Raw genomic sequence first — 24,564 nt, forward strand, 5'->3', positions numbered from 1 at the left:
TCCTTGTTTTTGTGTTTTATAAGTTTTTTCTTCGTAGTTTTTGGTGTTGTTATTCGTTCCAGAAGGGTTTTGTTTTTTGGTATTGTCGTTCTGCCTCTAGTATTTGTTGGTAGAGTTCCTGTTCTGTCTTTGCTTTTGGTAGGACCTTTCGTATTGCTGTTGTTGGTCCTACTCCGTGTGCTGCTAGGGCTATTATGGCTTTTTTGCCGTATTGTAGGACTGCTAGAGCTGTTTGTGTTAGTTCTTGCCATTTTTCCTGTTCCTCCTTTGTTAGTCTTTGGTTTCTCCTGGCTTTCTTGGTTATTTCGTATGCTCTTGTTGGGTCTTCTCCGTGCTTTAGCACGGCTATTTGTCTCATGCCGCACCTTGGGCATTTGACTTGTTCTGGTATGTACTTGACCTTGGTTGTGGTGTGCCACCCGCAGTTTAGGCATAGTAGTGTTACTTCTCTTTCCTCGATTCTCTTCTTTAGTAGTTGTAGGATTGTGGTTGTTGGTATTCCCTGGATTGCGGTGTCGTATTTGCTTGCTTGGTTTATTATGTGTTGGGCTGTTGGTGTGTATTGTTCGACTTTAGTGATCTTTATGTTCATCCTCCCCTCCCTGATTTTGCTTATCAATTGCTTGAGTGGTGTTGGGTTTATTTTTTCGGTTAGTATTTCCCTGATGACCTCCCTGTCTACAACCGTGTCCCTAAGAGCCGTGGTTAGTCTCTCGATGTTCACGTCCACGGATTCTCTCGGCAGCACCCCAAATCTCCTCGCCACGTGTATGAACCTGTACTTATACAGTCTCGTGCTTCTTATGGCATCTCTCAATTCCCCATCAACGTAGTCCGGGCTTTGGTTTAGGGCCTCGGTGATTGCCTGGGGCGGTATGCCTATTGGTGTTGTTATGAGTACCCTGTATGGGTCGGTCACGTAGGTCACGGCAACCCTATACCTCTGCCCAATGTACTTGGCCAGGTATAGGGCTAGTGCCTGGTTTCCCTTGGTGCCTAGGCATGCGTGGATCACGGAATCCCTACCCCTCCACTCAATGTTTATGGTGTTGGTGAACTCCGTGATCTCGGTACCTGCCTGCTGTCTTGACTCCTCGATGAGTGGGTTGGGGGTTTCGTCTGTTGGGTAGTTTCTCAGTACCGTGGTTGGGTCTGCACCGTTTGTCATGGTACTTATTAACTCATCCCTTAGTCTGCATACTTCCTGGGCTACCTCGGTTGGTACTGGTATTTCCTCGCCGATCCAGGTGGGTACTGCGTTTAGGATTTGATTCAGTGGTTCTAGGACTACCTCCCTCTTTTCGTGGTCTATACTGACTATTCTCCAGGGCCTGCCCGCAAGTATTATCTGTGTCTCTGGCTCTGTGGTCTCCACGAACTCCTCATCCAACTCCCCAATTGCCCTGTTTGTGATCATGTCTCTGGCCCTGTAGTGTTTTTGGTCTGGTATCATGGATATGTTCTCGAAGTAGTACCTGTGGAGCCCCCTCCTCGGTGTTATTGTTCCGTCCTCATTAGCCCTGACGAGCCTGCTACCCTCCATGAACCTCAAGACATCCATGAGCTCCTCAGGCGTTAACTCCCTGTATGGGTGTGCCCTCCTCACTGTGTTTAGGACGCCATTAATCGTTAATGTCCTGCCCTCGATCCTAGCTTCAATCACCATGCCCGCGATCTGGTGGTGGAGCACGTCGAGAGCTTTCTCGTGGTATTCAACCTCCCTCTCTAACTCGTTGTTTAGGGCTTTCCTGGCGATTACGAGGGATTCAAGGTAATCGTCGGTGTCCCTCGCAATTACGTAACCAATGGCTCTCCTGCCAAGTCTATGCCCGCTCCTGCCGACCCTCTGGATTAGCTTTGTGACTTGCCTCGGGCTTGAGTACTGTATTACGGCATCTACGTGCCCAATATCGATGCCCAGCTCAAGGCTTGACGTGGTGACCACCGCCCTGACCCTACCATTCCTCAGGCCCTCCTCGAGACCCTCCCTCTCCTCCCTGTCCAGTGATCCGTGGTAGACACCGACCGCGTCATCACCAATCACTCTACTGAGTCTATGCCCCAGTAGTTCTGCCTCGTCCCTCGTGTTCGTGAATATCAGGGTTGCCCTATGCCCGCTTACTATTTCAGCGATTCTCCTGAGTCTCGCGGCGGTTTCGGGTATGGTATTTAACTCCTCAGCTAAGCCCATATCCTCCTCGGATGCCTCGGGGTACTCCACGCTTATCTCCATCTCCCTACTCACGTCCACACTCACCACCTCCACTTGCCTACCTATGCCGGCTAGGAATTGACTGGCTAGTTCGGTGTTTCCAATGGTTGCGGAGAGCCCAATCCTCTGGTACTCACCGGCTATGTTCACGAGTCTCTCCAGGGCTATGGATAGCTGGGCACCCCTCTCATCGTTCATTAATTCGTGTAGTTCGTCAATGATTATCCACTTCACATTCCTTAGGGCTCTCCTCATGCTCCTCATTACTAGGATTACCTGCAGTGTCTCGGGTGTGGTTATGAGTATCGTGGGGGGCTCCCTAACCTGCCTCCTACGCTCACTCTCCGGTGTATCACCGTGCCTAACGGCTGTGGTTATGCCCAGCCTATTGGCTATCTCCCTTAGCCTAACGTTCACGTCCCTATTGAGCGCCCTTGCCGGCGTTATATAAATCGCCGCAACACCACCCGCTAAGCCCTCACTCAGTATCTTGCTCATTATTGGGAACATGGCGGCCTCGGTCTTGCCGCTGCCCGTGGGCGCTGTGATTAGGACATTGACACCGCTGAGCACCCTGGGTATCGCCCTCTCCTGAACCGGCGTTGGCTCTAGGTAACCAAACTCCTCAATCACATCCGCAAGCCTTGGGTGTAGGTACCTGAGCCAGAAGTTGCTCATTAATCTGCCCTGACAAGGGAACTAGAGCTTTCCGGGGGCTTTATGAGTCTGTCTATTTCGTTTTACAAATGAAGCATTGCTGAGTAAATCAATGCGGCTGGTAAACTACGTTGCTCTGGGTATTTAAGTGATTGAGTTGGGCAAAAGTAATATAAATATTGCCCTGAGATGGTCATAATTGGATGCTAATCGTAGTAACCAGCGGAATTAAGGGAGGCACTGGGAAGAGCACTGTGGCGCTTGGTTTGTCAGCCATACTATCACTTAGGGGTTTTAGGCATGAGTTGTTTGATTACTCCTGTGGCCTTGGTGTTTGCACGGGGGTTTATTACTACCTTAGTGATTTTGTTGATGGTGTTAATAGGTTATCGAGACTTGTTGGGATTAGGCAGGGGTTGCCTCCACAGGATTTTGAGGGCCTTGCCATTGTTGATTTGCCTCCCATGAGTCTCGCCCAACCCGAGTTTACTGATTTGCTTGGTAGGGCTGATGCTCTTGTTGTTGTTAGTTCCTATGAGCCTGACTCCGTGGTTTCTGTGGAGAGGGTTCTTGAGGCTTACCCAGGCGGTAGAATTGTTAAGGTTTGTAATAGGGCTTCCATGGAGGGTTGTAGGCATTACCTTAAGGTTACTCCTGAGTCTCCGTTCTTCGTGATTGGTGAACCCACGAATTTTAGGACATTTAATGAGTTGATTAATGAACTTGGCTTCGTGGGTGAGAATAGGTATGAGAGGGTTGGTAGGCAGTTCGTGGTTAATGGTGTTAGGGCTAAGCTAGTTGCTCGTTGGGACCCGTACGCCATAATTGGTGTTGAGGTTTCGCAGAAGTGGTACTACGCCTTAATGCCTTATACGAAGCCCATTGAGGAATTGGTGAGTATGGCTTACGAACTGGTTGGGCCATCATACCTATATAGACTTGGTCTCGCTAATAATGCCCTAACCAGACTGTTTAGGGCTATTAGGCATTGAGTAGCATTATTTTTGGTGTAGTGTGATTTTATGTTACTTAACCTTAATTAGGGGTTTATCCTTCATTGGTATTATGGCAATATTGCTCAGCCTAGGTTTAATGGATCCCTACGCTGCTGCTGAATCTGCGATTCAGGGCATTGTAAGTAATACTGTTGATTTTATGGCTTTTGTGGCTGCTGTGCTCATACTAATGACCATAGCTGGTTTAGGTCTTCTTGGTTTTCTTGCTCTTGTTCAGTCACTGATTGGTTACTCACTCATTGAGTGGTCTAGTATTAGGCGTATTATCGGTGCCCTGGCGGCAATGGGTGTGGTTCTCGTCCTGTTAATGGGTATATTACCTGCTGTGCTTAATTCGGTTGGTTTGACTGCAATAGCCACTGCGCTTAATGGTTTTATGTCGATGGTGATGAATCACCTATCATCATTGATTTAACCCAAGGCTATTCAAGAATAGCCTTTATTAAATTCTTTACATAGTTTCTAATTCTATCAGCAACCTCGAGTTGGTTGTTTGCTCCTTCTATGTATGGTATTACTGCGGCTGTATCGCTTGACTTTATGCTTTCCCTAACCATGTTCATTGCGTAGATAACATACTTAACGCTTACACTAGGTATGGATCTCCTTATTAATTCGGCTCTTTCTTTAATTAATGGTATTAATAGTTTGTCTGCGGTTTCTATGGTGCCTCTTGTTAATCCTAGGTTTATCGTGCTCATTGTATCTATTATGAGGTTCTCAACCCCATAATTACTGATTAGTGTTTTCTCTAGAGCCTTCAGCATTCTTTGCACCTCTTTTGGCGCTATTTCACTAATCTGCCTTAACTCTAGGTATTCCCTATGTCTTATTGGTATGATTGCGTTCCCATCCCTCACATACATCATGTACTTACCGCCACGTACACTGTCTATTATGTCCGTCCTTGGGTTTAGGCCGAGGAGTAGGGATAGGGAGCGGTTGTCTGGGCTTAGGTCTATGTAGGCCATGTTCTTCGTATTCATTAGTAGGGCTAGGGTTATTGTTGTCTTCCCTACACCGCCTACGTTGCCACTTGTTACTGTTATTATTGTCATAGCCTCTTCCTGAGCTCCTCGAGCTTGTTTAGTAGGTTTTCGATCTCGCCCAGTGTTTTTACTATCTCGTTCAATGTACTTATGTAGTTCTCTATTGTGGGTTTCATTTGTGTTAGCCTGTCCAAGTCGTTCTTAATACTCATTACCTCCTCAATCCTCCTACTCAACTCATCTATGTAGCCCCTTATGTCCGTTATGTCTTGCTGGTGCGTTGATGATTGAGGATTTGTTATTTGAGTTGAGGGTGCTGTTAGTCCGAATTCATCCTTATCCTCGTTATCTATTACAAGTTCCTCCTCGATCTCCTCATTACCTGCTAATTTCTTCTTCCTATTACCTAGTCTGAACATGATTATTTAATTGAGACCTCATTAATTAGTTTTACCCCTCATAACTTATTAAGGGGTTTGTTTATGGTTTTATATGGGCTTGTTCTATAGTCGTTCTGTGGGTGTTGTTGATGGTGAGGTTGTCTTTAGCCGTAGGGTTTCGTTCCGTGGTTTTCCCAGCGCAGTGACTATCTACAGCACTGTTTGGGGTAGTGGTTGTTTTATTGATGTTGGTGATTCAGTGCTTCCTGGTATTGATGATTTTGACCTTGAGGCGTTCATAACGAGGTATATGCCTAGGGTTAGGGATGCCGTGGTTAGGAGTGTTTCGAGGGGTTTGGGATTTGATGATGCCGTGATCAACGCCCTGAGGATTGAGGTTAATGCTTACCTGAGGAGTATTGGTGTTGATGCATCAAGCGATGATACCAATAGGTGGGCCTCACTCCTGTTTAGGGGTCTCTATAACTATGGTGTTCTGGAGCCCGTGATGCTTATTGGTGATGAGGTTGGTCTTACGGATATTTACATGACGCCAGGGGCTAGGGTTCATTTTAAGTTGAGTAGTCTTGGTGATTGTCAGTCGAATATTGTGCCGAGTAACCGCGAGATCGAGCTGTTGATTAGTATTATTGGCGATAGGGTTGGGGTTTACCCAACTTATTATAATCCGTCGATTGAGACCTATGATAGGGTTCATAGGCCGATGCTTAGGATAAGTATTGACTCCTTCGATGTTACGGATAGGACCAGGGTTAGTATTAGGGTTTTCCCCACGAGGGCTTGGAAGTTGATTGACATGGTTAGGCTTGGCTCGATCGATGCGAGGCTCGCGGCCTATCTTTGGCTGGCACTTGAGGTTGGTGTTCCGGTACTCGTTATTGGGCCTGCAGGCTCCGGTAAGACGAGTATGTCCGCGGCCTTGATGTCGGCGTTGTCCCCGAGCACGGTGATTGCCAAGGTTGAGGATATTGACGAGGTTTTACTGCCTCAGGAGTTGGTTGGTGATTATGCGGGTGGTGTTATTCCGTTGCTTAGTCGTGAGGGCCATGGGGCCGGCGTCAGGTCTATACCGCTTTTCCAGAGGCTTGTTCATGCGCTTAGGGTTGGTGCTGATTATATCTTTGTTAATGAAGTTAGGAGTGCTGAGGATACTGTGGCCTGGCTTCATGCGATCATGAGTGGGCAGGTTGGTGGCGCAACTACAATGCATGCAGAGGGCATTAATGAAGCTCTTGTGAGGCTTAGGAGCTATGGTGCACCTATTGAATCCATTAAGTTGGTTGTGATTCTCATGGGTAGGTTTGAGGTGGGTGGTGGGGTTGTTAGGAGGGTTGTGAATGCGTGGGTTGTTGATGGTGGTAAGCCCGTCATTGCTTGGGATGGGGCTTTGCATGAGGACGTTTTTATCAGGTTCCTGGGTGGGCGTTTTGGTGAGGACTTCGTGGTTAGGGAGATTGGTGATAGGGAGTCATTCCTTAGGCATTACTCGGGCTTTGACATTGATGAGGCTGAGTGGGTTAGGTTGGTCGCCCTCTTCCACAGGGCTAGGGACTTGGTGATGCCCAGGGAAGTTAAGAGCGATGTTGTTTTTGATGAGTCCTGACGCTGGTGAGTAATTGTCTCGCCAATTCGTTTATGTCGATTGGGGTTGGGTAATTATTAATTAATGTCTTCTTACCGATGCTTAGGGTCCTCCTAGTCTCACCCTCACTTGCACCTAATTCCCTTAATGCCTGCTCCAGAAGTTTCAGTCCATTACTTACATAGACCTTCACAGCATCCCTACTGGGCTTAACTTCACCCTCAACCCTGAACCTTGGCTTATTACTAATCCTCTTTATGAGCTTAATAATCTCCTTATCTTCATCCTCATTGGAACCTCTCCTGTGTCGGGATCTCATGGTCTCGCCCAAACTCTCTCCGCATTCAATCTCTCTAGTAATGCAGTTAATTCATCAATGGCCCTCCTGAATTGACTTAGCCCTGGATCCTTGATTAAATATGGTATTGAACCCAGGCGCCAGGCCGCCTCAATTGCTGAGTTCCTCAGTATCTTAATCACGTTCTTAACGCCAATGTCCAGACCTCCCTTTATGCTTGATAGCCTGTTCAGGATAATGATGCTCTCCCTCCCTGGACCTATTGCCGAGGCGTACTCCAGCATGTTTCCGAGCCATCCCATGCCTCCCGGCTCGTCAGTGGCCACTAGGGTTATTACCTCAGTATTACTTATTAATGCTGTTGTTAGCCCTGGGCTTAGGGCCGGTGATAGGGCTGGCGTATCTATAAGTATGAAGTTCGGCCTAGCCCTGTAACTACCTATTCCCCTAATTAATGATGATAACCTCGAGCTCAGCACTGAAGCGCTTGGCAGCGCGCCATATGGATTTGCAACCGGTGAGGTGCCTGGTGGTATAATTCTTATGCTACTGATGTTTCCATCCTCAATAAACGCTGTTGATACCTTAACCGTTCTTGCGACCCCCATTAAGTACGTTAATGAACCATTAACATTACTTGGATTATTCGCACCAAGGACCTTGGATGCTGTTGCGTTTGGGTCTAGGTCGATGAGCCAGGTCCTGTAGCCCCTCATTGCCAGTGCGGTGGCTAGGCTCGTGATTATTAATGTCTTGCCAACACCACCCTTCTGGCTTAGGAACAATACTGTTAACATGGTTTATAATTCTAAATGGCATTATTAAGGCTTTACCCAATTAGACCATTGTTAGGATTATGTACGTGATTACTAGGGGCACCGTGGCGTATATACCCGTAATTAGGGAATCGAGTAAGTAACCACACATGAGACCTCCAAGTATGACCGTTGGAAGCATTAATTGCACCAGGGCCATACCCCCAATTACCTGGGTTGCTATTAGTCTCGTTATGATGAGTATGGCGTCCATGAATGATACCGATATGGCCAGCGATATGTACCCAACCCTCCTGGAATCCATTATTGTGTTCATTACGTGGGTTAACGATGTAACGGCTATGTTAAGCACATCAGGTCTTCCCATTCCTGTAATGAGTATTGCCCCGGCATACTCATTAATGAAGTTATCAAGCCAATTTCCTGACTGTGCCTGCTCAAGTCTTGGCGTAACCACCGCCCTCATTACCCTATTAATTGCCGTGTGCCTTATTTCAATTATCGATCTAACCTTCCCAATGTACCAACCCAGACTTAGGCCTAGGAAGGCTATGGAGAAGACAAGCCATGTTAATGCAATAGACCTAATCACTATGTATATAGGTATTGCTGGCACTATGGCAAGTCCCAGGTACTTCATTAATTTATTATCGATGGCTATTAGCCCCGGGTCTAGGCTCCAGCTTAGTAGTGCTGTTATTGGGGATGCTGAGGCGTAGGTTATTACTAGGTATGTCGTTGGGTCAATGCTTAGGGCCTTGCTTATTAGGGTTATTGTCATGGGCATTATGGCCAGCGTAATTATTGTGAGTGTGTCTAGGAGTATTACCAGGTCTCTATAATCATTACCTAGCCTTCTCAATGCATCATCGAGTTCCCTAAGGATATAAAGCACTGCCATGCTTGGTTCAATACCTAACCTCTCGGCATTGGTCATGACCTCGAGTATATTGCCGAACCCACCCACGTACCTTGTGATGGGTTCATTCATAGATAGTGCTGCTCTAGCGATTAATAATCGCCTAATTAGTGAGTAACCGAAGTTAAGCCTTTGGGCCTCATTAATTAATGCATCTATAACCCTACTCACCGGTTGTGCCAGGAATAATGGGGTTGCGAGGGCTATTAACAAGGTCTCCTCTAGCCTAGCCCTAAACCAGGGCCTAGTGAAGCGTAGACTCATAAGTCTACGTATAGGCAATGCTTAAAAGTTATATCTTTCATAATTAATTTATGGGTAGTAGGGGTGAATTGTCTCCATTGGTCTCTGTAATAATCGCGGCAGTACTCATAGTCATTAGTGTGACGCTAATAATGATGTTCTATCACAGTGCTAAGGCCATGGGTCAACATGCTCTCGAGGCGCCGCAGGTCGAGGCCTCAGCCAGTATTAGTGGGTCTACGGGTATTACAACTATTAATGTTTATAATGCTGGTACGACCCAGTTAACCATTGGTGGGGTTAAGGTTTATGGACCCGGTGGTTCGGTGCTCAGTTGTTCCTGGAATGGCGTTGGGACTACGGTGGTTGCTGGCGGTAGTTATGGAATTGTGGGTCAATGCAGTGGTGTTAGTCCTGGCTCCACATACACCATAGTTATTATGCTCAACTCCACGAGTGGTTCTGTTGCCGAGTCACTCACGGTTACGGCATCCTAATAAATACTGATTAGTGGATTATGATTTTAATTTTGAGGTGAACTTTCCTTTTATTATGTGTTGATTGTTGTTTCGTTGCTGTACTCAATAACCTTAGTTCCGTTGCTGTAGGTTATTACGTATAGTGTGATTGGTTGGTAATACATGGTATTGTAGTAACCCCACCATGTGATTACTATGCCCTTTACGTATGGCTGTACTAGGAAGTATGGCACTCCATCCGGTAACCACGCATGGGGTGCGTCATTGTAAACAACCTGGCATATTCACTATAGTAAATAGTAATTTGTATCTTAACCTAGATGAAATAATAGATTTATTGATTATATAACCATGTTTAGGTGGTTTAGGGTTATTAATTTCTATGGCTAGGTCTGTGAATACACTGGGCCTGCTAGTGTTTCCTATTTTTGGCTCTGTATTTTGCCCTGCCACCTACTTATTAGTTCGTTTATTTTTCTGGCCATTTCAATGTCGAGTTGCGTTATTCCGCCTTCATCATGCGTGGTGAGCCTCAGTGTTAGGTGTTTCCAGGTTATGATCATGTCCGGGTGGTGTTCCTCCGCCTCGGCTATTTGGGCTAATTCGTTTATGAAGTTTATGCAGTCCATGAATTCCTTGAACTCCAACTCCCTGACTATGTAGTTACCCTCCAGTCTCCAGCCCTGTGGTAGGGACTTAATGACCTCCTCCCTGGTGAGCGGCATATGGCTTTGGTGTGTATTACTTATTAAGTATTGGGTCTTTATTCACGTGTTGTGGTAATGCCTAGTCCCGCGCCTCATGAGCCTGCTTGAGGTGGTCATGGGCTTGCTGGGTATGCGTGTATTCGCCTTATGGCGGTGGGTTTTTATTTTTAGTTGAGGAAATTATTAGTGAATGTCTCTTAGGGATGAGTTTTTGCGTTTGTTGAGGGAGGATGAGGTTTTTAGGCTTGCTGTTATTGGGCTTTTGGGTATCTCGGATATTCAATCTACCCTTAGGCAGTTGGTTGATGCTGTGGGTGGTTTGGCTAGGAATCAGTCAGTGATGATGGAAACCCTGAACAAGGTCCTTGAGACAATACAAAGACTCACGGAAAACCAGGAAAAACTTTGGGAGGAGGATAATAGGATTTGGAGGGAGGTCAATGCACTGAGGGAGGTGCAAAGCAAGATACTCGAGGAAAACAACAAGATCTGGCAGGAAATCAAGAAACTCATCGAGAACCAAGAGAAAATGTGGCAGGAAATTAGGGGACTTAGGAGGGATGTTAATGTCATTAGGAAGACCCTGGATAATATAACGGCATCCATTGATGAGGAAGCCAATGACGTTGTTACGCACCTACTTAGGGATAGAGGTGTTAACCTGAGGACTGATAGAGTTACCCTCAACTTAAGGTTTGAGTTTGATGTTTACGGTACCAATGGTCAGTTGACAATTATTGGTGAAGCGAAGAGTAGGGTTGGCCCTAGGCTCATTGCCAGGTTTGATGAGAAGGTTAATAGAGCTGTGGCTTTATTCCCTAGTAAGTTCCCTGGAAAGGTCATTAAGGTCATCTACTGCCTAAGGGCCATGCCAGGTGCCATTGAGGAGGCTGAGAGGAGGGGTATTTGGCTTATTGAGAGTATGAGGGAGAGGACGAGACCTAGTTTTTGAATTGTCTTAGCTTATTACTCCTCGGGTAGGAACCTCCTTACCACGGCGTAGTACAGGGTTATTGTGAATATTGCCGTGAATGCCAGTGTTGATAGGAGCATTGTGTACATGGCAATTAGGGGCAGCGGTATTAATGTATTTAGTAGTTGGGTTATTGGTATGCCTGAACCACCGCTTATGAATAGGTATGGGTACCTGGAGCCATCATTCACGTACTCCATGAGTATGAGTATTGCCTCGGCGAGGAAACCTGTGCTAATTACTACCGGCCTAACAACTCTTCCCTGCATGACTGCGTAGAAGGCGTATAGGGCAGTAATACCCAGGGCTATGGTTAGGGCTACCGCGGCGTAAAAGGCTGGGTAGAACATGACCGAGCTAGGGTCATAACCAAGTAATGGCCCCGCAATGTTACTGGCTATGTATGGGTCGTACCTCCCAAGGACTGTGAAGTAGTAGGCCCCGGCAATTGCCTGTGGTACGAGTAGGATTAAGCCCGTGCCGAGGGCAATACTTATGCCCTTAATGCTTAGGTTCCTCCTCGTGGTCAGTACTGAGGCTATTACGAAGGCACCAATGTCCATAGCCCCAATGAGCGTATGCACAATAAGCGGTGGGTATACTGGGTTTGAGAATACGGTCAGTGGGTTGAAGTTCGTCGTAACGTACTGCGGGTAGTCAAGACCTGCGAATAGGTACCTGAAGCCTATGGGTACGAGTAGTACGGATATAGCCAGCGGTAAGCCAATTAGGCTGTGAGTCCTTGGACTGACCCTACCCCAGAGGTGCCAGTAAATGGCTATGAACGGTATACTCACGAGTATCCCCACCAAGGCAATGGCCACTGGGTAGAAGTAGACCCTAGTGAATATCGCGGTCATTGATGGGAATAGGCCGGCCATGAAAACCGTGAGAATAGTACCCCAGACACCGCCAAATAGCTCCGTAACAACCATTAGTCTGAACATGCTTTTGGCCACGGACTCAAGGCTCGGGTCCTGACGCAGGTAGGCCAGGTACCTGGTTATTACCGTGAGTACTGTAGCCCCAATAATCACGTTAACGAAGACTAAGTGCATCTCTAGGGCGAAGCCTAACACGGCGAATGATAGTAAGGCTAGGTAATTACTCATGTCCACCCACCTCAACCAACCCCCTAATCCTATCCAGTAGACTTGGCCTTGTGGCCACGTAGTACATGGCCAGGACCCCCACAATCGCTATAGCGAGTAGTATGGCAACCACGAAGGCCACGAAACCCGGCGTTATGGCATCACCGGTGATCACCTCGTTAGTCGTTATTAATCCATACACAGTCCACGGTTGTCGACCTATCTCCCTAGCGGCCCAGCCGGCAGTGGCTGCTATCGCCGATAGTACGGCCATTACCGAGGCTAGGAATGGCATTACGTTGTCGGCACCTATTAATACACTGAGTATTTCATTGTTTATGAAGTCTGTTATTGTGGATAGTACGGGTACCCTGACGAGGTATGTGAATAGGACAAGTACTGAGGCTATTGCGAGTAGTATGCCGGCTCCAATCATTGTGTAGTAAAACGCACTCACCAATGGTGCCAGTGGTTCCATGGAGAGGACGGCAGCTTCACAGTTTTGGCTCAGCATCACGTTAATCAGGGGACCGAGGTAACCAAGCATACCTGGATCAAGCTTGCTGTAGAGCTCGCCGAAGGTTAAGTTGCCCAATGACCTGCACTGACTCATGTAGTACTGAAAACCATAGAGTGGGTGATATGGGTTGCCATAGGCAAACAGCGCCTCCAGTGGATCGTAGTACTCATAACCATAGATGCCCGACCCACCGGTTAATGCGGTGAATGCTGTGAACTTGAGTGGTTGGTAGGTAACAACGTCATCACCCATGAAGTGCCCAAGCACTATGGGCTCCACCAGGAGTACTATGGTGAGTATCCAGAGGAGTGGCTTCAGTAGCTTTATGTACTTATCGTCGTGGGTCCTGAAGTACCTTATTGATATGGCCAGGGCCACTGCGCCAACGCCGATTGCGTAGGCCGCGAGTAATGTGTGTAGTGTGGTCACTATGGCGTCTGGGTTTATCATTGGTAGCCATGGGTTGTTGAAGTACGTACCCACCAATGACGTGAAGTTCACACTCGTTAGCGCCAGTGAACCAGCACCATCAACTGTGTAGTGTAGAAGTAGTGCAGCTAGGTTTAATGTTGCGGTTAGGTTTGCGGCGTCTGGACCGTAGGTTGGCAAGAATGGGTATAGTGAGTGTGGTATTTCACCCATTCCCCAGGGCACGTTCATCCATGCATTTGCCGTGATTATGAAATAACCTGATAACGAACCTAGGAACCACGCAGTAATTAATACGCTGAGTGTGTACCTGGCTCTCCATCTGCCGATGGCCACCATGAAGAGGACCACGAGGACTGCCTCGCCTATGAAGGCTATGGTGGCTTCGTAGAGGAGTGGGATGAAGGCTGAGGAGGAGAAGAGTAGTATGCTAGTTGGCCAGATATCCAGTAGGCCGAACTCCACTATGGTGCCTGTGACGGCGCCGAGGGCGAAGTTCACGGCCCAAACCATGGTCAGGGTCTTGGAGTAGTTGATGAATAATGCGTCTCCGGTCCTGTACCAAGTGATGAGCCAGGCAAGTATGGCCAGTGGGAAGCCCAGTGTGAATGATACGAAGACTGCGTGTAGGTAAATGCCGATTATGGTCATGACCATTGCGTTATTAACGTTGGCGCTATGTACGTAAATCTCATTGAGTACTCCCAGTGCTGAGTTAGTCATTTAGGTCATGGTATTACCCAAGCCCCTAATTAAAAATGCTTAAGTATCGGTTGTTCATTGTGGTTTGTGATTTCCAGTTAAATTCACTGGCGTTGAGGCATGGGTTTATTTATTATTCAATTGCATTCAGTTGAATTATGACATGGCGTGACCCCAGCAAAAGTTTTTCTCTACCTAGGCTATGTATTACCCGTGAATTACTGGCTTGTCATTGTGAGGGAGAGGGTCTTCATGGGCATTGTCGAGACGGGCCTATTTGGTTGCCGTGATCCGGAGTGCGGCCTGCTAATGACTAGGGTCAAGCCCGGCACCCGCCTAGTGCTCTTCGTAAGTGGCTTCGACTGTAAGTCCTACTGTAAGTCCTTCGTAGGGATTTTCGAAGCTGTTAATGATTGGGTTAAGGCTAGTAAGAAGTTGAATGATTGGTCCCACATGGTTGAGGTCAAGCCGATAGCCCTGGGTAGGGTTGAGCTCGGCAGCATAGCCGGCAAACTATCGTTCATTAGGGGTAGGAGGAGCATTACCGAGGCCCTACACTCCGTGGATCCATCCAACCCCAGGGCTATGCCCATGCCCGTTGAGGATGCGGAGTTGATAATTAATGAATTGAGGAGACAGGCGGTGCCTAAGCCCGTGATTGAGATTTGGGGAACCCCGAAGGGCGGCGCTGAGAGGGTGGTTGGTGGGGCAGGTGCTGAGGTTAGATTAGCGACTCAGGGCATTAATGAGGCGGTGGCGTTGTTGATGGAGGTAGCCCAATTGTTTGGTTATTACCCAGTAAGTAATGTGGATGCGGGTGAGTATAGGCTTGACCTTGCCTGGTGGGGTAATGAGGATGAGTATAGGGATGGATTGGCGCCATTAGCCGTCTTTGAGGTTGTTGATAATCCTGAGCAGGCATTGGCTAGGCTTAAGCACGCGAGGGATAGGTGGAGAGGCGTTAAGTTGTATGCCGTGGTTAGGGATGAGAATGCCGGGAAGGAGCTTGAGAGGACCTTGAGGGGCTCATTCCATGAGCTTAGGAGGAGGGTTAAGGTATTATCACTGGGTGGGTTGAGGGATTTCGTCAAGGACCTCAGGAGGCATGGTGAGTTGGTTAGGGAATTCGTGATGCTAGATAAGGATTAAGCCGCGTTGTTACCTGGTCTAAATAACCTATTGCGGGTGCGGTAATACTTATATATCGCCCTAATCGATTAATAACGTGGCTGGGCAGGCAGTTGCTGAGGGGGTTAATGTTAGGGCCATGGTTGGTGGTATGCTTGGTTGGATGGTTGATGTCTTTGACCTAACCCTGGTCCTATTCATAGCCTCGGTACTGGGCATGTACTTCTTCCCACCAACAAGCCTAGTCGCCAGGCTCCTCTTCGTATTCGCCTCCTACTCACTGACCCTGCTCGCCAGGCCCCTGGGCGGTATAATATTTGGCCACATAGCCGACAGAATTGGTAGGAGGCTAACGATGATGGTCACGTTGATAGGCTTAGGCATATCCTCAGCCCTAACCGGTGCATTACCGACCTACCAACAAATTGGGTTAATGGCCACCGCACTCTTCGTGTTGCTTAGGCTCTTGGTTGGCGTGTTCGTCGGTGGTGAGGTGAGCGGCTCACACCTGGTGGCTATTGAGAGTTCGTCACCCAGGTATAGGGGCTTGGTCAGCGGCGTGATTGAAAGTGGTTATTACTGGGGCTACGCACTTGCAGCATTCACCTTCGCCTCGCTAAGGGATTACTTTGGGACCAAGGCCTTCGTGGCCTATGGCTGGAGGTATGCCTTCCTCGTCGGCTTCGCGGTCGCCGTAATAGGCGTCCTACTGAGGCTAACAGTTGATGAACCGAGCATATACAGGGAACTGAAAAGGGCGGGCAAGGTGTCCAAGGCACCCGTTATTGAGTTCTTCAGTAGGGGCTACCGCGATGCTTTGATAGCCCTACTTCTACTCGCCGGAATCTTCTGGGTTGCCTACGCAACTCTCGGCTTTCTACCAACCTACCTAGGAACCTTCCTAAGGATTCCCCTATCCACGGTGTTCTGGGGACTGACCTACGCATCGCTCATTGGTGGTGTGATAACGATAATTGGTGGAGTATTGAGTAATGTCACGAAGAGGAAGTACGCATTCCTATACTACTCATTAATAGGTATTATACTCGCCTACCCACTAACGGCGATTTTGAGGAGTTCCTTCCTAACCCTCGTGGTTTCGGCGGGTATCCTAACCAGCGTCATTGGCACTGGCGGTGTCATGCTTGCTTACCTAGCCGAGCTATTCCCGACACGATTTAGGGGCTCGGCAATAGGCTTCCTATGGAATATGGCCTCCATAGGCGCAACGGCAGCCCTACTCACAGCCCCATTCTGGCTTAGGCTAGGCCTCGTGGTTGGCTACTCGGTAATGCTCATTGTTGGGTTTGTAATAGCGATAATAGGCACCGTAATAACCCGCGATAACACGGGCATTGAGTTAAGGAAGCTCGATGAAGTCTCGTAAACCAGGCATGAGGGTTGTCTTAAAGTCATCGAGGTCTCGTGCCCATTTTAGTAATAATTAACTAATGGTGATTTCAATTTCTCTAGGCCAAGAACCCTAATTGACCATCACACGGCCTAACCACCTTGGAGATTTCTCGTCATACTTAAGTAGGGTAACCTATAATTACAATTAATGAAGGGCGTACTCATTCATATTTGTCACAGGCTCGATGAGTGCTTAGATAGGGCTAGGGGCCTCAGTGATTTAACATTGTTTAATGCAGCGACTGGGTTTATTGATTATGATGGGTTATCGTACGTACTTAATTACCTGGGGGATATTAACGATGTTAGGGTTGTAGTCGGTAACTTGGGTCCGATACCGAGGACTATCTATGAGAGGTGGCGTGACGTGATTAGGGTATATCCAAACCTGCACACTAAACTTTACCTACTTGGTAGTGGTGTTGCCATTGTCGGTAGCGCCAATTTAACGGTTGGTGGTCTTTATGGTAATGTTGAATTGAATATTTTAATAAGAGATGGAGGACTTTATAGTCAATTAATGAGGTATTTTGAGGAATTGTGGCTTAATGCTAAGCCGCTTACTGAGGATTACGTGGAGGATGCTGAGGAGGTTGAGGTTAGGAGCACGAAGCGCAGCGCCGCTGGGTTTGTGAACGAGGTGAACAGGGCATTACTAGATATCCTGGGTGTTAATGAGGAGTGCCTTACCACGTTTAACCCTAAGCGGTGCGCTGTAGCCGTTGCCGAGGCCATCAACAGGGGATTCCGTGATTGTAGAGACTCGCCGGAGAACTGCGTTGTTGATGCTGTTGCTGAGGAATTGAACCTAGAGGTTAAGGAATTGGCTAGGCGGTTAATTAGGGGGCCTGGCTTAACCGTTGTTGCAGGACACCCGCTATGTTGGGTTAGGACATTCATCAACCTGCTGAGGACTGGCCGTGTAAGTGTTGAGGAGTTGGATAGTGGTGTTAAGATTTATGAGGCTATGGTTAGGGAGGCGTCGCGGGAATGCCCAAGCAGGGCTGGGGAGCTTGCCCGTGATGAACTTATGAGGCTTGGTGACGAGCGTTATAGGGATGACTATGTCAGGTGGAAGATACCATATAGGTTACTGCCGCTGGCCTTGGTACTACCAATCACTGACTGTAGATTGGTTGGTATTCGCAGAAGAGATGGTAGTGCGTTGAGAAGGCTGGCCTGTAATCAGTGGGGTAGCCATAACTATTGATTACTTAGGGAGGTCACAGGCATGGTGTTATGTTTCCCATAAACTCCCTTAACTGCTTTATACAGGGGTGTCCCGGGTTTAAGTGATTAATTATGGTAACGTAATCCTCCTCCCTAATTGATATTATTGAGAATTGCATGTGGTCCTGCCAACCACCACGACCACTCCTTGCCTTATTCGTGATGAAGTATAGATTATTCAATACGAGATTGATATCCACAGCGCCTATGTGAAAGTCGTTGAGCTTCTCAATCTCTATTATTACATTAAATTTATTCTTCGGATTCCAACTCATTAACGCTGGGTGATTGGGATTCAATAAACCACTACTCCTAACTCTATAGGGCCCTAAGAACACCCTCTGGCACTTACTGGGTGCATTGACTATACTCGTCCTCAATGATCTAACGTAGAATATTATGAAATCGCCAGGTTTCACAAGCTCCCTCGCTGTAATTCCGTACTTCTCATTATCAACGCCAAACGCACAATACTTTAAGCAAATAACAAGGTTTTGTGGATTAGTGGTAAAGACCCAATGCATGTTAGTGTTGCTCATTAATGGCTTTTACTGTAAGTCAAATATTAATATTAATCATATGGGTCCGTAATCTTCCTACCGAATATGAATTTCATCCCGGTACCGGGCAAAAATACCTTTCGCCTTGACGATTAGGCACTATTAACGTGGTCATTCAGCTTCATCTTGGTCGTGAAATAACCACCAAATATTTGGCCTGCTAAATGGGATGATTAGATATGGGTGCCACCAAATTCATGGATCAACTCAGTGAGGTAGTTGAGCCGATAAGGTTGGCGCTAATTATGCATGTTTCCTCCATAATTACTGTAGTAATTACGGTTATTACCACCGCAATAATTCGTTATCAAATAACCTACGCATCATTGGTATTATCAATAGTACTACTCACGGCAGCACTTACGAAGTTGCATAAAGCCCTGGGCAGGGCTAAGGAGCTTTATCTCACGAGGATTAGAGACGCCGTATGGAGCCAGAGGGCGATGCTTGATGTGAACAGGGAGAGTGAGGAGTTGTGGATTAGGGCTAGACTTTACGTCACTGCCCTACTCGTAATGGCTATTACGTCATTATCCTTAATGATATACTTGTTGATTAAATCGTTAAGTCTGGCAGCACCCTATAACTTAATCACATGGATTAACCTAACCCTAACAATGACCCTCTCACTCATGGAGGTTTACCTAACAGCTAGAGTAAACTGCGCAGTATGGATTTAACGGGAGGATGTAATACTGTGCATTTGATAAATATTAACTCACGGCGATAATAATCACCGCACAAGTCACAAAGGGTATCGCCTTACTGATGCCATTGTATTCCAAAATCACCTCTTAATGGCTATAATTACGAATCGCGAATCCCTGAACTTATCGAAGTCGCTAAACGATAGTGTACTGTAGATCCTAAGTATTGTAAACCCAACCTTGGGTAACATATCCATGAAATCCTCGATGAAGTACCTCCTAACCCTCGTCCGAGACTCACCAATGAATATGAGGTTATCCCCATCCTTCCTATAAAACCTCTCATGTAAAACGCTATACCTCGAATTATCATCCAGGTACTCCTTCACTATGCCGATTATAACCCCATATTCATAAACAATAGCCCTATTATCAATGGAGTGCAGGTGGAAGTTTGGGAAATCAATTATTAATAACCCACCATCCCTCAGATTCTCGCGGAAGTTCTTCAGCACCTCCATGTTACCCTCATCATCGAAGTAGCCAAAAGGATGTGAACCAATTTAAAACGACATCAACTTCCCTTCCCAGTCTAAAGTTCCTCATATTGCCGATGAAGTAGTGATCCTCAAAGTCTTTGTGATTACTCCTTACGATTTCGATTAATTCCGTTGAGATGTCTACGCCGTATACCTCATAACCGTAACCCCTAAGATACTTATGAAGTCTGCCATGCCCGCAGGGAATGTCTAGGATTGTCCTGTATTTTTCATTTAATTTCCTACCATAAAAATCAACCAACGAATGGACATAAAATGCCTCCCTCTCATTCCTCTCCTCATTCCTTAACGTCACATGCCACTTATACAGGTCAGGAATAACCATCACATCACCACTACATCCTCGCTGCGAATATTTTAACCTTAATTCCCTACATGCAGGAAATAAAAGTATTAATTGTACTGGAAAGTACGTGGGAGTGATTTAATGAAAATGCGTGAACCAGGGCAATGCAAAACTTGAATACCTAAACAACATAACCCACGGGCAGGCAAACGTTTCTCCCATCCCTAATCAGAATCAAATTAAGGAAATACAAAGCATAACAGTTGGTGGGGCCGCCGGGATTTGAACCCGGGATCACTCGGGCTCTTGTTCATTTTTCTGGATCCCGAGCCGAGCCTGAGGCGTGGTTGAACCCACGTATCCTAGCCAGGCTAGACTACGGCCCCTCGTTGTAAGTTCCTACTATGGTTTTAAGGTTTTTGTTTTCGTGGTTCAATTAAGGATTAAATCTTTAATAATACTTTGTTGGTTTATTCTATAATGCCTAGTTCTTATTTGTATGTCGTTGTGATGATTATGGTTGCTTTGATTGCTATTAGTGCGTACTTAGGTATGAAATTAGTTAATCATTAATTCTAAGTTGATAGCGCTTCAGACTAAGTATAATCATTCAATTACCGTATGGCTATGTTGTTCTAGAGACCAACATAGGTAATGTAATAATACCATTATTACCACAGCAATAAGTCATTTCGTAATACTCATCAAACCTAAAATCCTAACTATCTAAAATAAAGCTAATGGGACAGAAACACCTCACCACCCACTATAGTACTACTTAGTAATACTAAGATCTAGCGCGAAATGCTTGATCAATCCTAACCTAATCAGCAGTGTATAACAATGACTACGCACTTAAATAGGGTGATGGTTCTAGTATTAATGTTTTGAGGATGGTGGTACTTTAATCATTCAGTTCTTAAATGTCTATAGCTACCGAGCACCTTTAAATACGTTGTTACGCCCCCCAACTGCCTTAAGGCATTATTACAATCCTCATCCTCCAGTTGGCATTCCATCTCGAGTAGGAAGTCGTAGCCCCATGGACTCTGCCTATTGGGTTTTGAGTATATCATTGACAGGTTTATTTCCTTCTCCGCAAATGGCTTTAGGGCGTTGTACAGTGAGCCGGGTCTATTGGATACTGAGAATATTAACAGTGTCCTGTCGCCAATGGTTGATTTATTCCTCGTTATTATGAGGAATCTCGTGTAGTTTGGCCTATCCTCAATACCGCACATTAAGGCCTTTAAACCGCGAAGCCTTGCGCCGAACTTCGACGCCACGGCAGCCCTATTCCTATGCCCCTTTATCTTCTCAAGGGCCTCTGATGTTGATTGCGTGTAGTTTATTGAGGCGTTTAGTCTTGTTATGAAGTCCATGGCCTCCATTATTGCATGCGGATGTGAGTACAGCTCCGTAATTTCACTGAGGTCATTAACCTCCTCATTAACAACGAGACATAGAGAGACTCTATACTCCACGGAGTACTTAATGCCTACGTCCCACCTAATGAGGGCATCCATCGAATCACCAACAACACCAGCCAGGTTATTCTCTATGGGCACGATCCCAAGCCCACAATCACTATTGAATACGCACTTAACAACATCACCAACGCTCCTCATAGGTCTAAACGGCTTATTTGTACCGAAGAGCCTTATGGCAACCTCGTGGGAATAACTACCGCTGGGTCCAAGGAATGCTATTGAACCATTACTAACGTACTCATTAATAATCCTCAACAGCAATGGCTCATTAATGCCCATAATAGCATTACTGAGCACATTATCATCAATAGCCTTCGACATCATTATTGCCTTAAGCCTTGAGATGCTTGTCTCGAGGCTTTTTAGGATCTCCGTTAGTTCCTCCTCCCGAATTCCGAGTTGTTCACAGCTAATGAGTATATAGGTTATTTATAAGCATTACCTAGCCCAGTTTTCTAATTACTTCCTCAGTGAACTCCTCGGTCCTTGCATTACCACCAAGGTCAGGCGTTAACTTGACCCCCTCACCAAGTGCCTTAATTACTGCATTCTCCACTGCCGACCCAGCACTTACATACTTATCATCACCAACCCTCTCACCCCACCACCTAAGCATCCAGGCGACACTAAGTATCATCGCCGTTGGGTTTGCAATGCCCTTACCCGCGATATCGAAGGCTGCCCCATGGACTGGCTCGAACATGGCCTTACTATCGCCTACATTAGCCGACGGCGCAAGCCCTATACTACCCGTCACATAGGCCGCTATGTCACTAAGTATGTCTCCATAGAGGTTCGTGGTAACTATCACGTCGAAGTCCTGGGGCCTCCTAACCATGTCCATAACCGCCGCATCTATGTACATCTCATTAACCGCAATACCTGGGTAATTCTTGGCAACCTCCTTAACCGTATCCCTGAATAGGCCGTCGGATACCGTCAATACGTTAGCCTTATGAACAATGGTAACCCTCCTGCGCCTACCTATGGCTAGGTTAAAGGCGACCCTAGTTATCCTCTCGCTGGCCCTCCTCGTTATTAACCTAAGGGCTATGGCAATATCATTACCAAGCATGTACTCGGCCCTTACATACACATCCTCAGTATTCTCACGCACAATGATTAAATCAACACCATCCCTAACAGCCCTAACCCCGGGGTAATTCCTCGCAGGCCTAATATTGGCATACAGGTCGAACCCCCTTCTCAACTTAACGACAACCTCACCTGCGCTCTCACCAACAGGACCCTTCAATATGGCGTCTGAGGACCCAATAATAGGCCAATACCTGCTTGGCACAGCCTCACCATACTTCCTAAGGGCGTTATCGCCAGCATCCACATACTGAAGATCTATCGTTAATCCATATTTTACCGCAGCAGCCTTTAGAACCCTTACCGCGGACCCCGTGATCTCAGGACCAACACCATCACCCTCTATTACGACAACCTTCATTAGACAATGAATACATAGCCCATTTTTATTTATTAACCATAGTATAAATATAATAATTAAGCCACGAATAAATACTTAATAAGGTAAATAACTACTAATTAATGATTTAAAATGACCATACTAAGATATGAAGAGTCAGGCTGGGAAAAACTAAGCGACCTAATATTTAGGCGTCACGTCCATGGTTCAAGAGTTACGATAGCCCAATTTAAACTATTAAAGGGCTCCGTGGTAAAGCCTCACTCTCATCCTCACGAGCAGGTTTCAATAGTCGTTAATGGGCGTGCTAAGTTCGTTGTTGGTGATGAGACGTATATAGTGAACCCAGGTGACGTAGTGCATATACCGCCCAATGTAATGCATGGTGTTGAGGCCATCGAGGATTCGTTAATAGTTGATGTATACTCGCCGGTTAGGGATGATTGGATTAGGGGTGATGATAAGTACTTAAGGTCTTGATTTTAACCCGTTATTTAAATTAAATTAATCTCATTGATTCACTATCTCGCTAATTATGTGCCTAATGTCCTCATCAGACACCCTCAGACCCATGTCGCCCAATTCCTTAATCCTCCTTAGCACCTTATTGATTATGTCATTGTTCGGTTCAATGCCCATGGACTTCAGTATATACTCTATGGAGTGCCTACCACTGTGCTTACCAACCACAACTCTCCTACTCATACCAACACTCTCCGGGTTAATCGGCTCATAAGTCAGCGGATTAGTTAGTACTCCATGAACGTGGATTCCCGATTCATGAGAGAAGGCGTTTGTGCCAACAATGGCCTTGTTTGGTGGTACTGGTATCCTGAAGAGTCTTGATACGAGGTCCGAAACCTCCTTAATCCTCTCAAACCTAATCCTTGTTTCATAACCAAGTAGGAACTTAACGGCGGATGCTATCTCCTCAAGAGCCGCATTACCTGCCCTCTCGCCAACGCCATTGATCGTACCATGGGCCTGATCAGCACCAGCCTCTATCGCGGCTACGCTGTTTGCAACAGCCATCCCGAAGTCGTCATGACAATGAACACTCAATAAGTAATTACCCCTAACGTTTTGTCTAACGAATCTAACTAAAGTAGCCATCCTGTTTGGCCACATGACGCCTACGGTGTCAGCAATATCGAGCCTATCAGCACCTGCATTAACAACCTCCTGAAAAACCCTAACTAGGAAGTATGGGTCACTCCTAGTGGCATCCTCTGCGCTGAATTCCACGGTTAATCCATGGGACTTTGCATAACTCACAGCCTCCACCGCCGCCTTAATAACCTCCTCCCTACTCATCCTTAATTTATACTTCATGTGTATGTCTGATGTGGCTATGAAGATGTGAATCGCCGGTACATCAGCATCTAAAGCCTTATTGATATCCTCCTTCCTAGTCCTAGCCAGCACAATAACCTCTGAATTCCTTACCTCCCTGGCTATGTCCCTAACAGCCCTGAATTCACCATCACTAACTATTGGGAACCCAGCCTCTATAGAGTCAACGCCTAACTCCTCAAGCCTCAGAGCAATCGCCAACTTATCCTCGGGTTTGAGGGCAACGCCGGGTGTTTGCTCACCATCTCTCAGTGTGGTGTCTAGGAACCTGGCATACCTATTTGATGCCCAACCCCTGGCTACGTCCTCCTGAGCAATCTAACCCACCAATTACTTAAATAAAAATACTCTATTTAAGTATTTCCTTAAGATATAGACTAGCCATATTGCTTGGTTGATCCACATTATACTAATTACGCGGTGGAAAAGCTTAAATATTTTATAAATTAACTTATGTCCAATGAGGTA

The 24,564-nt window shown here is 46.5% G+C and carries 27 protein-coding genes and 1 tRNA gene; 11 read left to right on the top strand and 17 right to left on the bottom strand.

What is annotated here, in order from left to right; genetic code table 11:
* Positions 1-49: 49 nt before the first annotated feature.
* Complete coding sequence (locus VMUT_RS07725; RefSeq protein ID WP_013604865.1) at positions 50-2,890, bottom strand: DEAD/DEAH box helicase; 2,841 nt, start codon at positions 2,888-2,890, stop codon at positions 50-52.
* A gap of 182 nt (positions 2,891-3,072) precedes the next feature.
* Between VMUT_RS07725 and VMUT_RS07730 the strand changes: the two genes are divergently transcribed.
* On the top strand, positions 3,073-3,861 hold the full coding sequence (locus VMUT_RS07730) for a P-loop NTPase family protein (RefSeq protein WP_013604866.1): 789 nt from the start codon (positions 3,073-3,075) through the stop codon (positions 3,859-3,861).
* Between the two features lie 22 nt (positions 3,862-3,883).
* Positions 3,884-4,300, top strand: a complete 417-nt coding sequence (locus VMUT_RS07735) for a hypothetical protein (protein WP_013604867.1) — start codon at positions 3,884-3,886, stop codon at positions 4,298-4,300.
* 7 nt (positions 4,301-4,307) lie between these two features.
* Here VMUT_RS07735 and VMUT_RS07740 read toward each other — a convergent pair whose 3' ends face one another.
* Together VMUT_RS07740 and VMUT_RS07745 are read right to left on the bottom strand one after the other, a co-directional pair.
* Positions 4,308-4,943: a ParA family protein gene (locus tag VMUT_RS07740; protein ID WP_013604868.1), complete on the bottom strand. Its 636-nt coding sequence runs from the start codon at positions 4,941-4,943 to the stop codon at positions 4,308-4,310.
* The gene (locus VMUT_RS07745) at positions 4,940-5,293 is read right to left on the bottom strand and encodes a hypothetical protein (RefSeq protein ID WP_013604869.1); all 354 of its coding nucleotides are present in this window, start codon (positions 5,291-5,293) and stop codon (positions 4,940-4,942) included. The genes VMUT_RS07740 and VMUT_RS07745 overlap by 4 nt, the downstream gene beginning before the upstream one ends.
* Before the next feature lie 73 nt (positions 5,294-5,366).
* Here VMUT_RS07745 and VMUT_RS07750 point away from each other — a divergent pair, with 73 nt between their 5' ends.
* Positions 5,367-6,878: an ATPase, T2SS/T4P/T4SS family gene (locus VMUT_RS07750; protein ID WP_048056949.1), complete on the top strand. Its 1,512-nt coding sequence runs from the start codon at positions 5,367-5,369 to the stop codon at positions 6,876-6,878.
* On the opposite strand, the gene VMUT_RS07755 is transcribed toward VMUT_RS07750, so the two are convergent.
* From VMUT_RS07755 to VMUT_RS07765, 3 genes are read right to left on the bottom strand one after another with little or no spacing between them, the layout of a single operon-like run.
* The gene (locus tag VMUT_RS07755) at positions 6,847-7,176 is read right to left on the bottom strand and encodes a hypothetical protein (protein ID WP_048056950.1); all 330 of its coding nucleotides are present in this window, start codon (positions 7,174-7,176) and stop codon (positions 6,847-6,849) included. The genes VMUT_RS07750 and VMUT_RS07755 overlap by 32 nt on opposite strands.
* Positions 7,173-7,952: a ParA family protein gene (locus tag VMUT_RS07760; RefSeq protein WP_013604871.1), complete on the bottom strand. Its 780-nt coding sequence runs from the start codon at positions 7,950-7,952 to the stop codon at positions 7,173-7,175. The genes VMUT_RS07755 and VMUT_RS07760 overlap by 4 nt, the downstream gene beginning before the upstream one ends.
* A 40-nt stretch (positions 7,953-7,992) precedes the next feature.
* A complete protein-coding gene (locus VMUT_RS07765; RefSeq protein WP_013604872.1) occupies positions 7,993-9,114 on the bottom strand; it encodes a hypothetical protein in 1,122 nt (373 codons plus the stop codon).
* Between the two features lie 50 nt (positions 9,115-9,164).
* Between VMUT_RS07765 and VMUT_RS07770 the strand changes: the two genes are divergently transcribed.
* The gene (locus VMUT_RS07770; RefSeq protein ID WP_013604873.1) at positions 9,165-9,590 is read left to right on the top strand and encodes a hypothetical protein; all 426 of its coding nucleotides are present in this window, start codon (positions 9,165-9,167) and stop codon (positions 9,588-9,590) included.
* Between the two features lie 53 nt (positions 9,591-9,643).
* On the opposite strand, the gene VMUT_RS12665 is transcribed toward VMUT_RS07770, so the two are convergent.
* Complete coding sequence (locus VMUT_RS12665; RefSeq protein ID WP_193387193.1) at positions 9,644-9,805, bottom strand: hypothetical protein; 162 nt, start codon at positions 9,803-9,805, stop codon at positions 9,644-9,646.
* Between the two features lie 189 nt (positions 9,806-9,994).
* Positions 9,995-10,297: a 4a-hydroxytetrahydrobiopterin dehydratase gene (locus tag VMUT_RS07775; RefSeq protein ID WP_013604874.1), complete on the bottom strand. Its 303-nt coding sequence runs from the start codon at positions 10,295-10,297 to the stop codon at positions 9,995-9,997.
* Between the two features lie 172 nt (positions 10,298-10,469).
* Here VMUT_RS07775 and VMUT_RS07780 point away from each other — a divergent pair, with 172 nt between their 5' ends.
* A complete protein-coding gene (locus VMUT_RS07780; protein ID WP_013604875.1) occupies positions 10,470-11,231 on the top strand; it encodes a DUF8196 domain-containing protein in 762 nt (253 codons plus the stop codon).
* A 14-nt stretch (positions 11,232-11,245) separates the two neighbouring features.
* Here the strand turns inward: VMUT_RS07780 and VMUT_RS07785 are convergent, their stop codons facing one another.
* The gene (locus VMUT_RS07785) at positions 11,246-12,364 is read right to left on the bottom strand and encodes a cytochrome ubiquinol oxidase subunit I (RefSeq protein WP_013604876.1); all 1,119 of its coding nucleotides are present in this window, start codon (positions 12,362-12,364) and stop codon (positions 11,246-11,248) included.
* Positions 12,357-14,015, bottom strand: coding sequence for a cytochrome ubiquinol oxidase subunit I (locus VMUT_RS07790; protein WP_013604877.1), 1,659 nt, complete (start codon positions 14,013-14,015; stop codon positions 12,357-12,359). The genes VMUT_RS07785 and VMUT_RS07790 overlap by 8 nt, the downstream gene beginning before the upstream one ends.
* A 147-nt stretch (positions 14,016-14,162) precedes the next feature.
* Here VMUT_RS07790 and VMUT_RS07795 point away from each other — a divergent pair, with 147 nt between their 5' ends.
* The 3 genes from VMUT_RS07795 (at position 14,163) to VMUT_RS07805 (ending at position 17,745) form a co-directional block, all read left to right on the top strand.
* A complete protein-coding gene (locus VMUT_RS07795) occupies positions 14,163-15,143 on the top strand; it encodes an EVE domain-containing protein (RefSeq protein WP_013604878.1) in 981 nt (326 codons plus the stop codon).
* A 76-nt stretch (positions 15,144-15,219) separates the two neighbouring features.
* Positions 15,220-16,509, top strand: coding sequence for an MFS transporter (locus tag VMUT_RS07800; protein ID WP_013604879.1), 1,290 nt, complete (start codon positions 15,220-15,222; stop codon positions 16,507-16,509).
* Positions 16,510-16,683: 174 nt separating this feature from the next.
* Positions 16,684-17,745, top strand: a complete 1,062-nt coding sequence (locus VMUT_RS07805) for a phospholipase D-like domain-containing protein (RefSeq protein ID WP_013604880.1) — start codon at positions 16,684-16,686, stop codon at positions 17,743-17,745.
* A 13-nt stretch (positions 17,746-17,758) separates the two neighbouring features.
* Here the strand turns inward: VMUT_RS07805 and VMUT_RS07810 are convergent, their stop codons facing one another.
* Positions 17,759-18,304: an EVE domain-containing protein gene (locus VMUT_RS07810; RefSeq protein WP_148224708.1), complete on the bottom strand. Its 546-nt coding sequence runs from the start codon at positions 18,302-18,304 to the stop codon at positions 17,759-17,761.
* Between the two features lie 200 nt (positions 18,305-18,504).
* Here VMUT_RS07810 and VMUT_RS07815 point away from each other — a divergent pair, with 200 nt between their 5' ends.
* Positions 18,505-19,005 (top strand): hypothetical protein, encoded by a 501-nt coding sequence (locus VMUT_RS07815; RefSeq protein WP_013604882.1) that lies wholly within the window; start codon positions 18,505-18,507, stop codon positions 19,003-19,005.
* 107 nt (positions 19,006-19,112) lie between these two features.
* Here VMUT_RS07815 and VMUT_RS12505 read toward each other — a convergent pair whose 3' ends face one another.
* The 4 genes from VMUT_RS12505 to VMUT_RS07830 all read right to left on the bottom strand — a co-directional run bounded on the left by VMUT_RS12505 (position 19,113) and on the right by VMUT_RS07830 (position 21,587).
* Positions 19,113-19,493, bottom strand: coding sequence for a hypothetical protein (locus VMUT_RS12505; RefSeq protein WP_083805489.1), 381 nt, complete (start codon positions 19,491-19,493; stop codon positions 19,113-19,115).
* Between the two features lie 10 nt (positions 19,494-19,503).
* On the bottom strand, positions 19,504-19,857 hold the full coding sequence (locus VMUT_RS12510) for a class I SAM-dependent methyltransferase (protein WP_083805490.1): 354 nt from the start codon (positions 19,855-19,857) through the stop codon (positions 19,504-19,506).
* Positions 19,858-20,082: 225 nt separating this feature from the next.
* Positions 20,083-20,204 (bottom strand) — tRNA-Pro (locus VMUT_RS07825).
* Between the two features lie 522 nt (positions 20,205-20,726).
* Positions 20,727-21,587, bottom strand: a complete 861-nt coding sequence (locus VMUT_RS07830) for a prephenate dehydratase (RefSeq protein ID WP_237699629.1) — start codon at positions 21,585-21,587, stop codon at positions 20,727-20,729.
* Between VMUT_RS07830 and VMUT_RS12890 the strand changes: the two genes are divergently transcribed.
* A complete protein-coding gene (locus VMUT_RS12890) occupies positions 21,580-21,732 on the top strand; it encodes a hypothetical protein (RefSeq protein WP_162467046.1) in 153 nt (50 codons plus the stop codon). The two genes, VMUT_RS07830 and VMUT_RS12890, sit on opposite strands and share 8 nt — an antisense overlap.
* A gap of 18 nt (positions 21,733-21,750) precedes the next feature.
* On the opposite strand, the gene VMUT_RS07835 is transcribed toward VMUT_RS12890, so the two are convergent.
* Entirely contained in the window at positions 21,751-22,764 is a 1,014-nt protein-coding gene (locus VMUT_RS07835; protein ID WP_013604884.1) for an isocitrate/isopropylmalate dehydrogenase family protein, read from the bottom strand.
* A 111-nt stretch (positions 22,765-22,875) separates the two neighbouring features.
* Between VMUT_RS07835 and VMUT_RS07840 the strand changes: the two genes are divergently transcribed.
* Positions 22,876-23,223, top strand: a complete 348-nt coding sequence (locus tag VMUT_RS07840; protein ID WP_013604885.1) for a cupin domain-containing protein — start codon at positions 22,876-22,878, stop codon at positions 23,221-23,223.
* A 30-nt stretch (positions 23,224-23,253) separates the two neighbouring features.
* Here VMUT_RS07840 and VMUT_RS07845 read toward each other — a convergent pair whose 3' ends face one another.
* Complete coding sequence (locus tag VMUT_RS07845; RefSeq protein ID WP_048056951.1) at positions 23,254-24,414, bottom strand: 2-isopropylmalate synthase; 1,161 nt, start codon at positions 24,412-24,414, stop codon at positions 23,254-23,256.
* Positions 24,415-24,564 lie beyond the last annotated feature (150 nt).

The organism is Vulcanisaeta moutnovskia 768-28, from assembly GCF_000190315.1.
GTDB lineage: Archaea > Thermoproteota > Thermoprotei > Thermoproteales > Thermocladiaceae > Vulcanisaeta > Vulcanisaeta moutnovskia.

Coding starts and splice junctions, on each gene's coding strand:
- VMUT_RS07725 (WP_013604865.1), bottom strand. CDS start 2,890: ATGAGCAACTTCTGGCTCAGGTACCTACACCCAAGGCTTGCGGATGTG.
- VMUT_RS07730 (WP_013604866.1), top strand. CDS start 3,073: ATGCTAATCGTAGTAACCAGCGGAATTAAGGGAGGCACTGGGAAGAGC.
- VMUT_RS07740 (WP_013604868.1), bottom strand. CDS start 4,943: ATGACAATAATAACAGTAACAAGTGGCAACGTAGGCGGTGTAGGGAAG.
- VMUT_RS07745 (WP_013604869.1), bottom strand. CDS start 5,293: ATGTTCAGACTAGGTAATAGGAAGAAGAAATTAGCAGGTAATGAGGAG.
- VMUT_RS07750 (WP_048056949.1), top strand. CDS start 5,367: ATGGGCTTGTTCTATAGTCGTTCTGTGGGTGTTGTTGATGGTGAGGTT.
- VMUT_RS07755 (WP_048056950.1), bottom strand. CDS start 7,176: ATGAGATCCCGACACAGGAGAGGTTCCAATGAGGATGAAGATAAGGAG.
- VMUT_RS07760 (WP_013604871.1), bottom strand. CDS start 7,952: ATGTTAACAGTATTGTTCCTAAGCCAGAAGGGTGGTGTTGGCAAGACA.
- VMUT_RS07765 (WP_013604872.1), bottom strand. CDS start 9,114: ATGAGTCTACGCTTCACTAGGCCCTGGTTTAGGGCTAGGCTAGAGGAG.
- VMUT_RS07770 (WP_013604873.1), top strand. CDS start 9,165: ATGGGTAGTAGGGGTGAATTGTCTCCATTGGTCTCTGTAATAATCGCG.
- VMUT_RS07775 (WP_013604874.1), bottom strand. CDS start 10,297: ATGCCGCTCACCAGGGAGGAGGTCATTAAGTCCCTACCACAGGGCTGG.
- VMUT_RS07780 (WP_013604875.1), top strand. CDS start 10,470: ATGTCTCTTAGGGATGAGTTTTTGCGTTTGTTGAGGGAGGATGAGGTT.
- VMUT_RS07785 (WP_013604876.1), bottom strand. CDS start 12,364: ATGAGTAATTACCTAGCCTTACTATCATTCGCCGTGTTAGGCTTCGCC.
- VMUT_RS07790 (WP_013604877.1), bottom strand. CDS start 14,015: ATGACTAACTCAGCACTGGGAGTACTCAATGAGATTTACGTACATAGC.
- VMUT_RS07805 (WP_013604880.1), top strand. CDS start 16,684: ATGAAGGGCGTACTCATTCATATTTGTCACAGGCTCGATGAGTGCTTA.
- VMUT_RS07810 (WP_148224708.1), bottom strand. CDS start 18,304: ATGAGCAACACTAACATGCATTGGGTCTTTACCACTAATCCACAAAAC.
- VMUT_RS07815 (WP_013604882.1), top strand. CDS start 18,505: ATGGGTGCCACCAAATTCATGGATCAACTCAGTGAGGTAGTTGAGCCG.
- VMUT_RS12505 (WP_083805489.1), bottom strand. CDS start 19,493: ATGGAGGTGCTGAAGAACTTCCGCGAGAATCTGAGGGATGGTGGGTTA.
- VMUT_RS12510 (WP_083805490.1), bottom strand. CDS start 19,857: ATGGTTATTCCTGACCTGTATAAGTGGCATGTGACGTTAAGGAATGAG.
- VMUT_RS12890 (WP_162467046.1), top strand. CDS start 21,580: ATGCCCATAATAGCATTACTGAGCACATTATCATCAATAGCCTTCGAC.
- VMUT_RS07830 (WP_237699629.1), bottom strand. CDS start 21,587: ATGGGCATTAATGAGCCATTGCTGTTGAGGATTATTAATGAGTACGTT.
- VMUT_RS07835 (WP_013604884.1), bottom strand. CDS start 22,764: ATGAAGGTTGTCGTAATAGAGGGTGATGGTGTTGGTCCTGAGATCACG.
- VMUT_RS07840 (WP_013604885.1), top strand. CDS start 22,876: ATGACCATACTAAGATATGAAGAGTCAGGCTGGGAAAAACTAAGCGAC.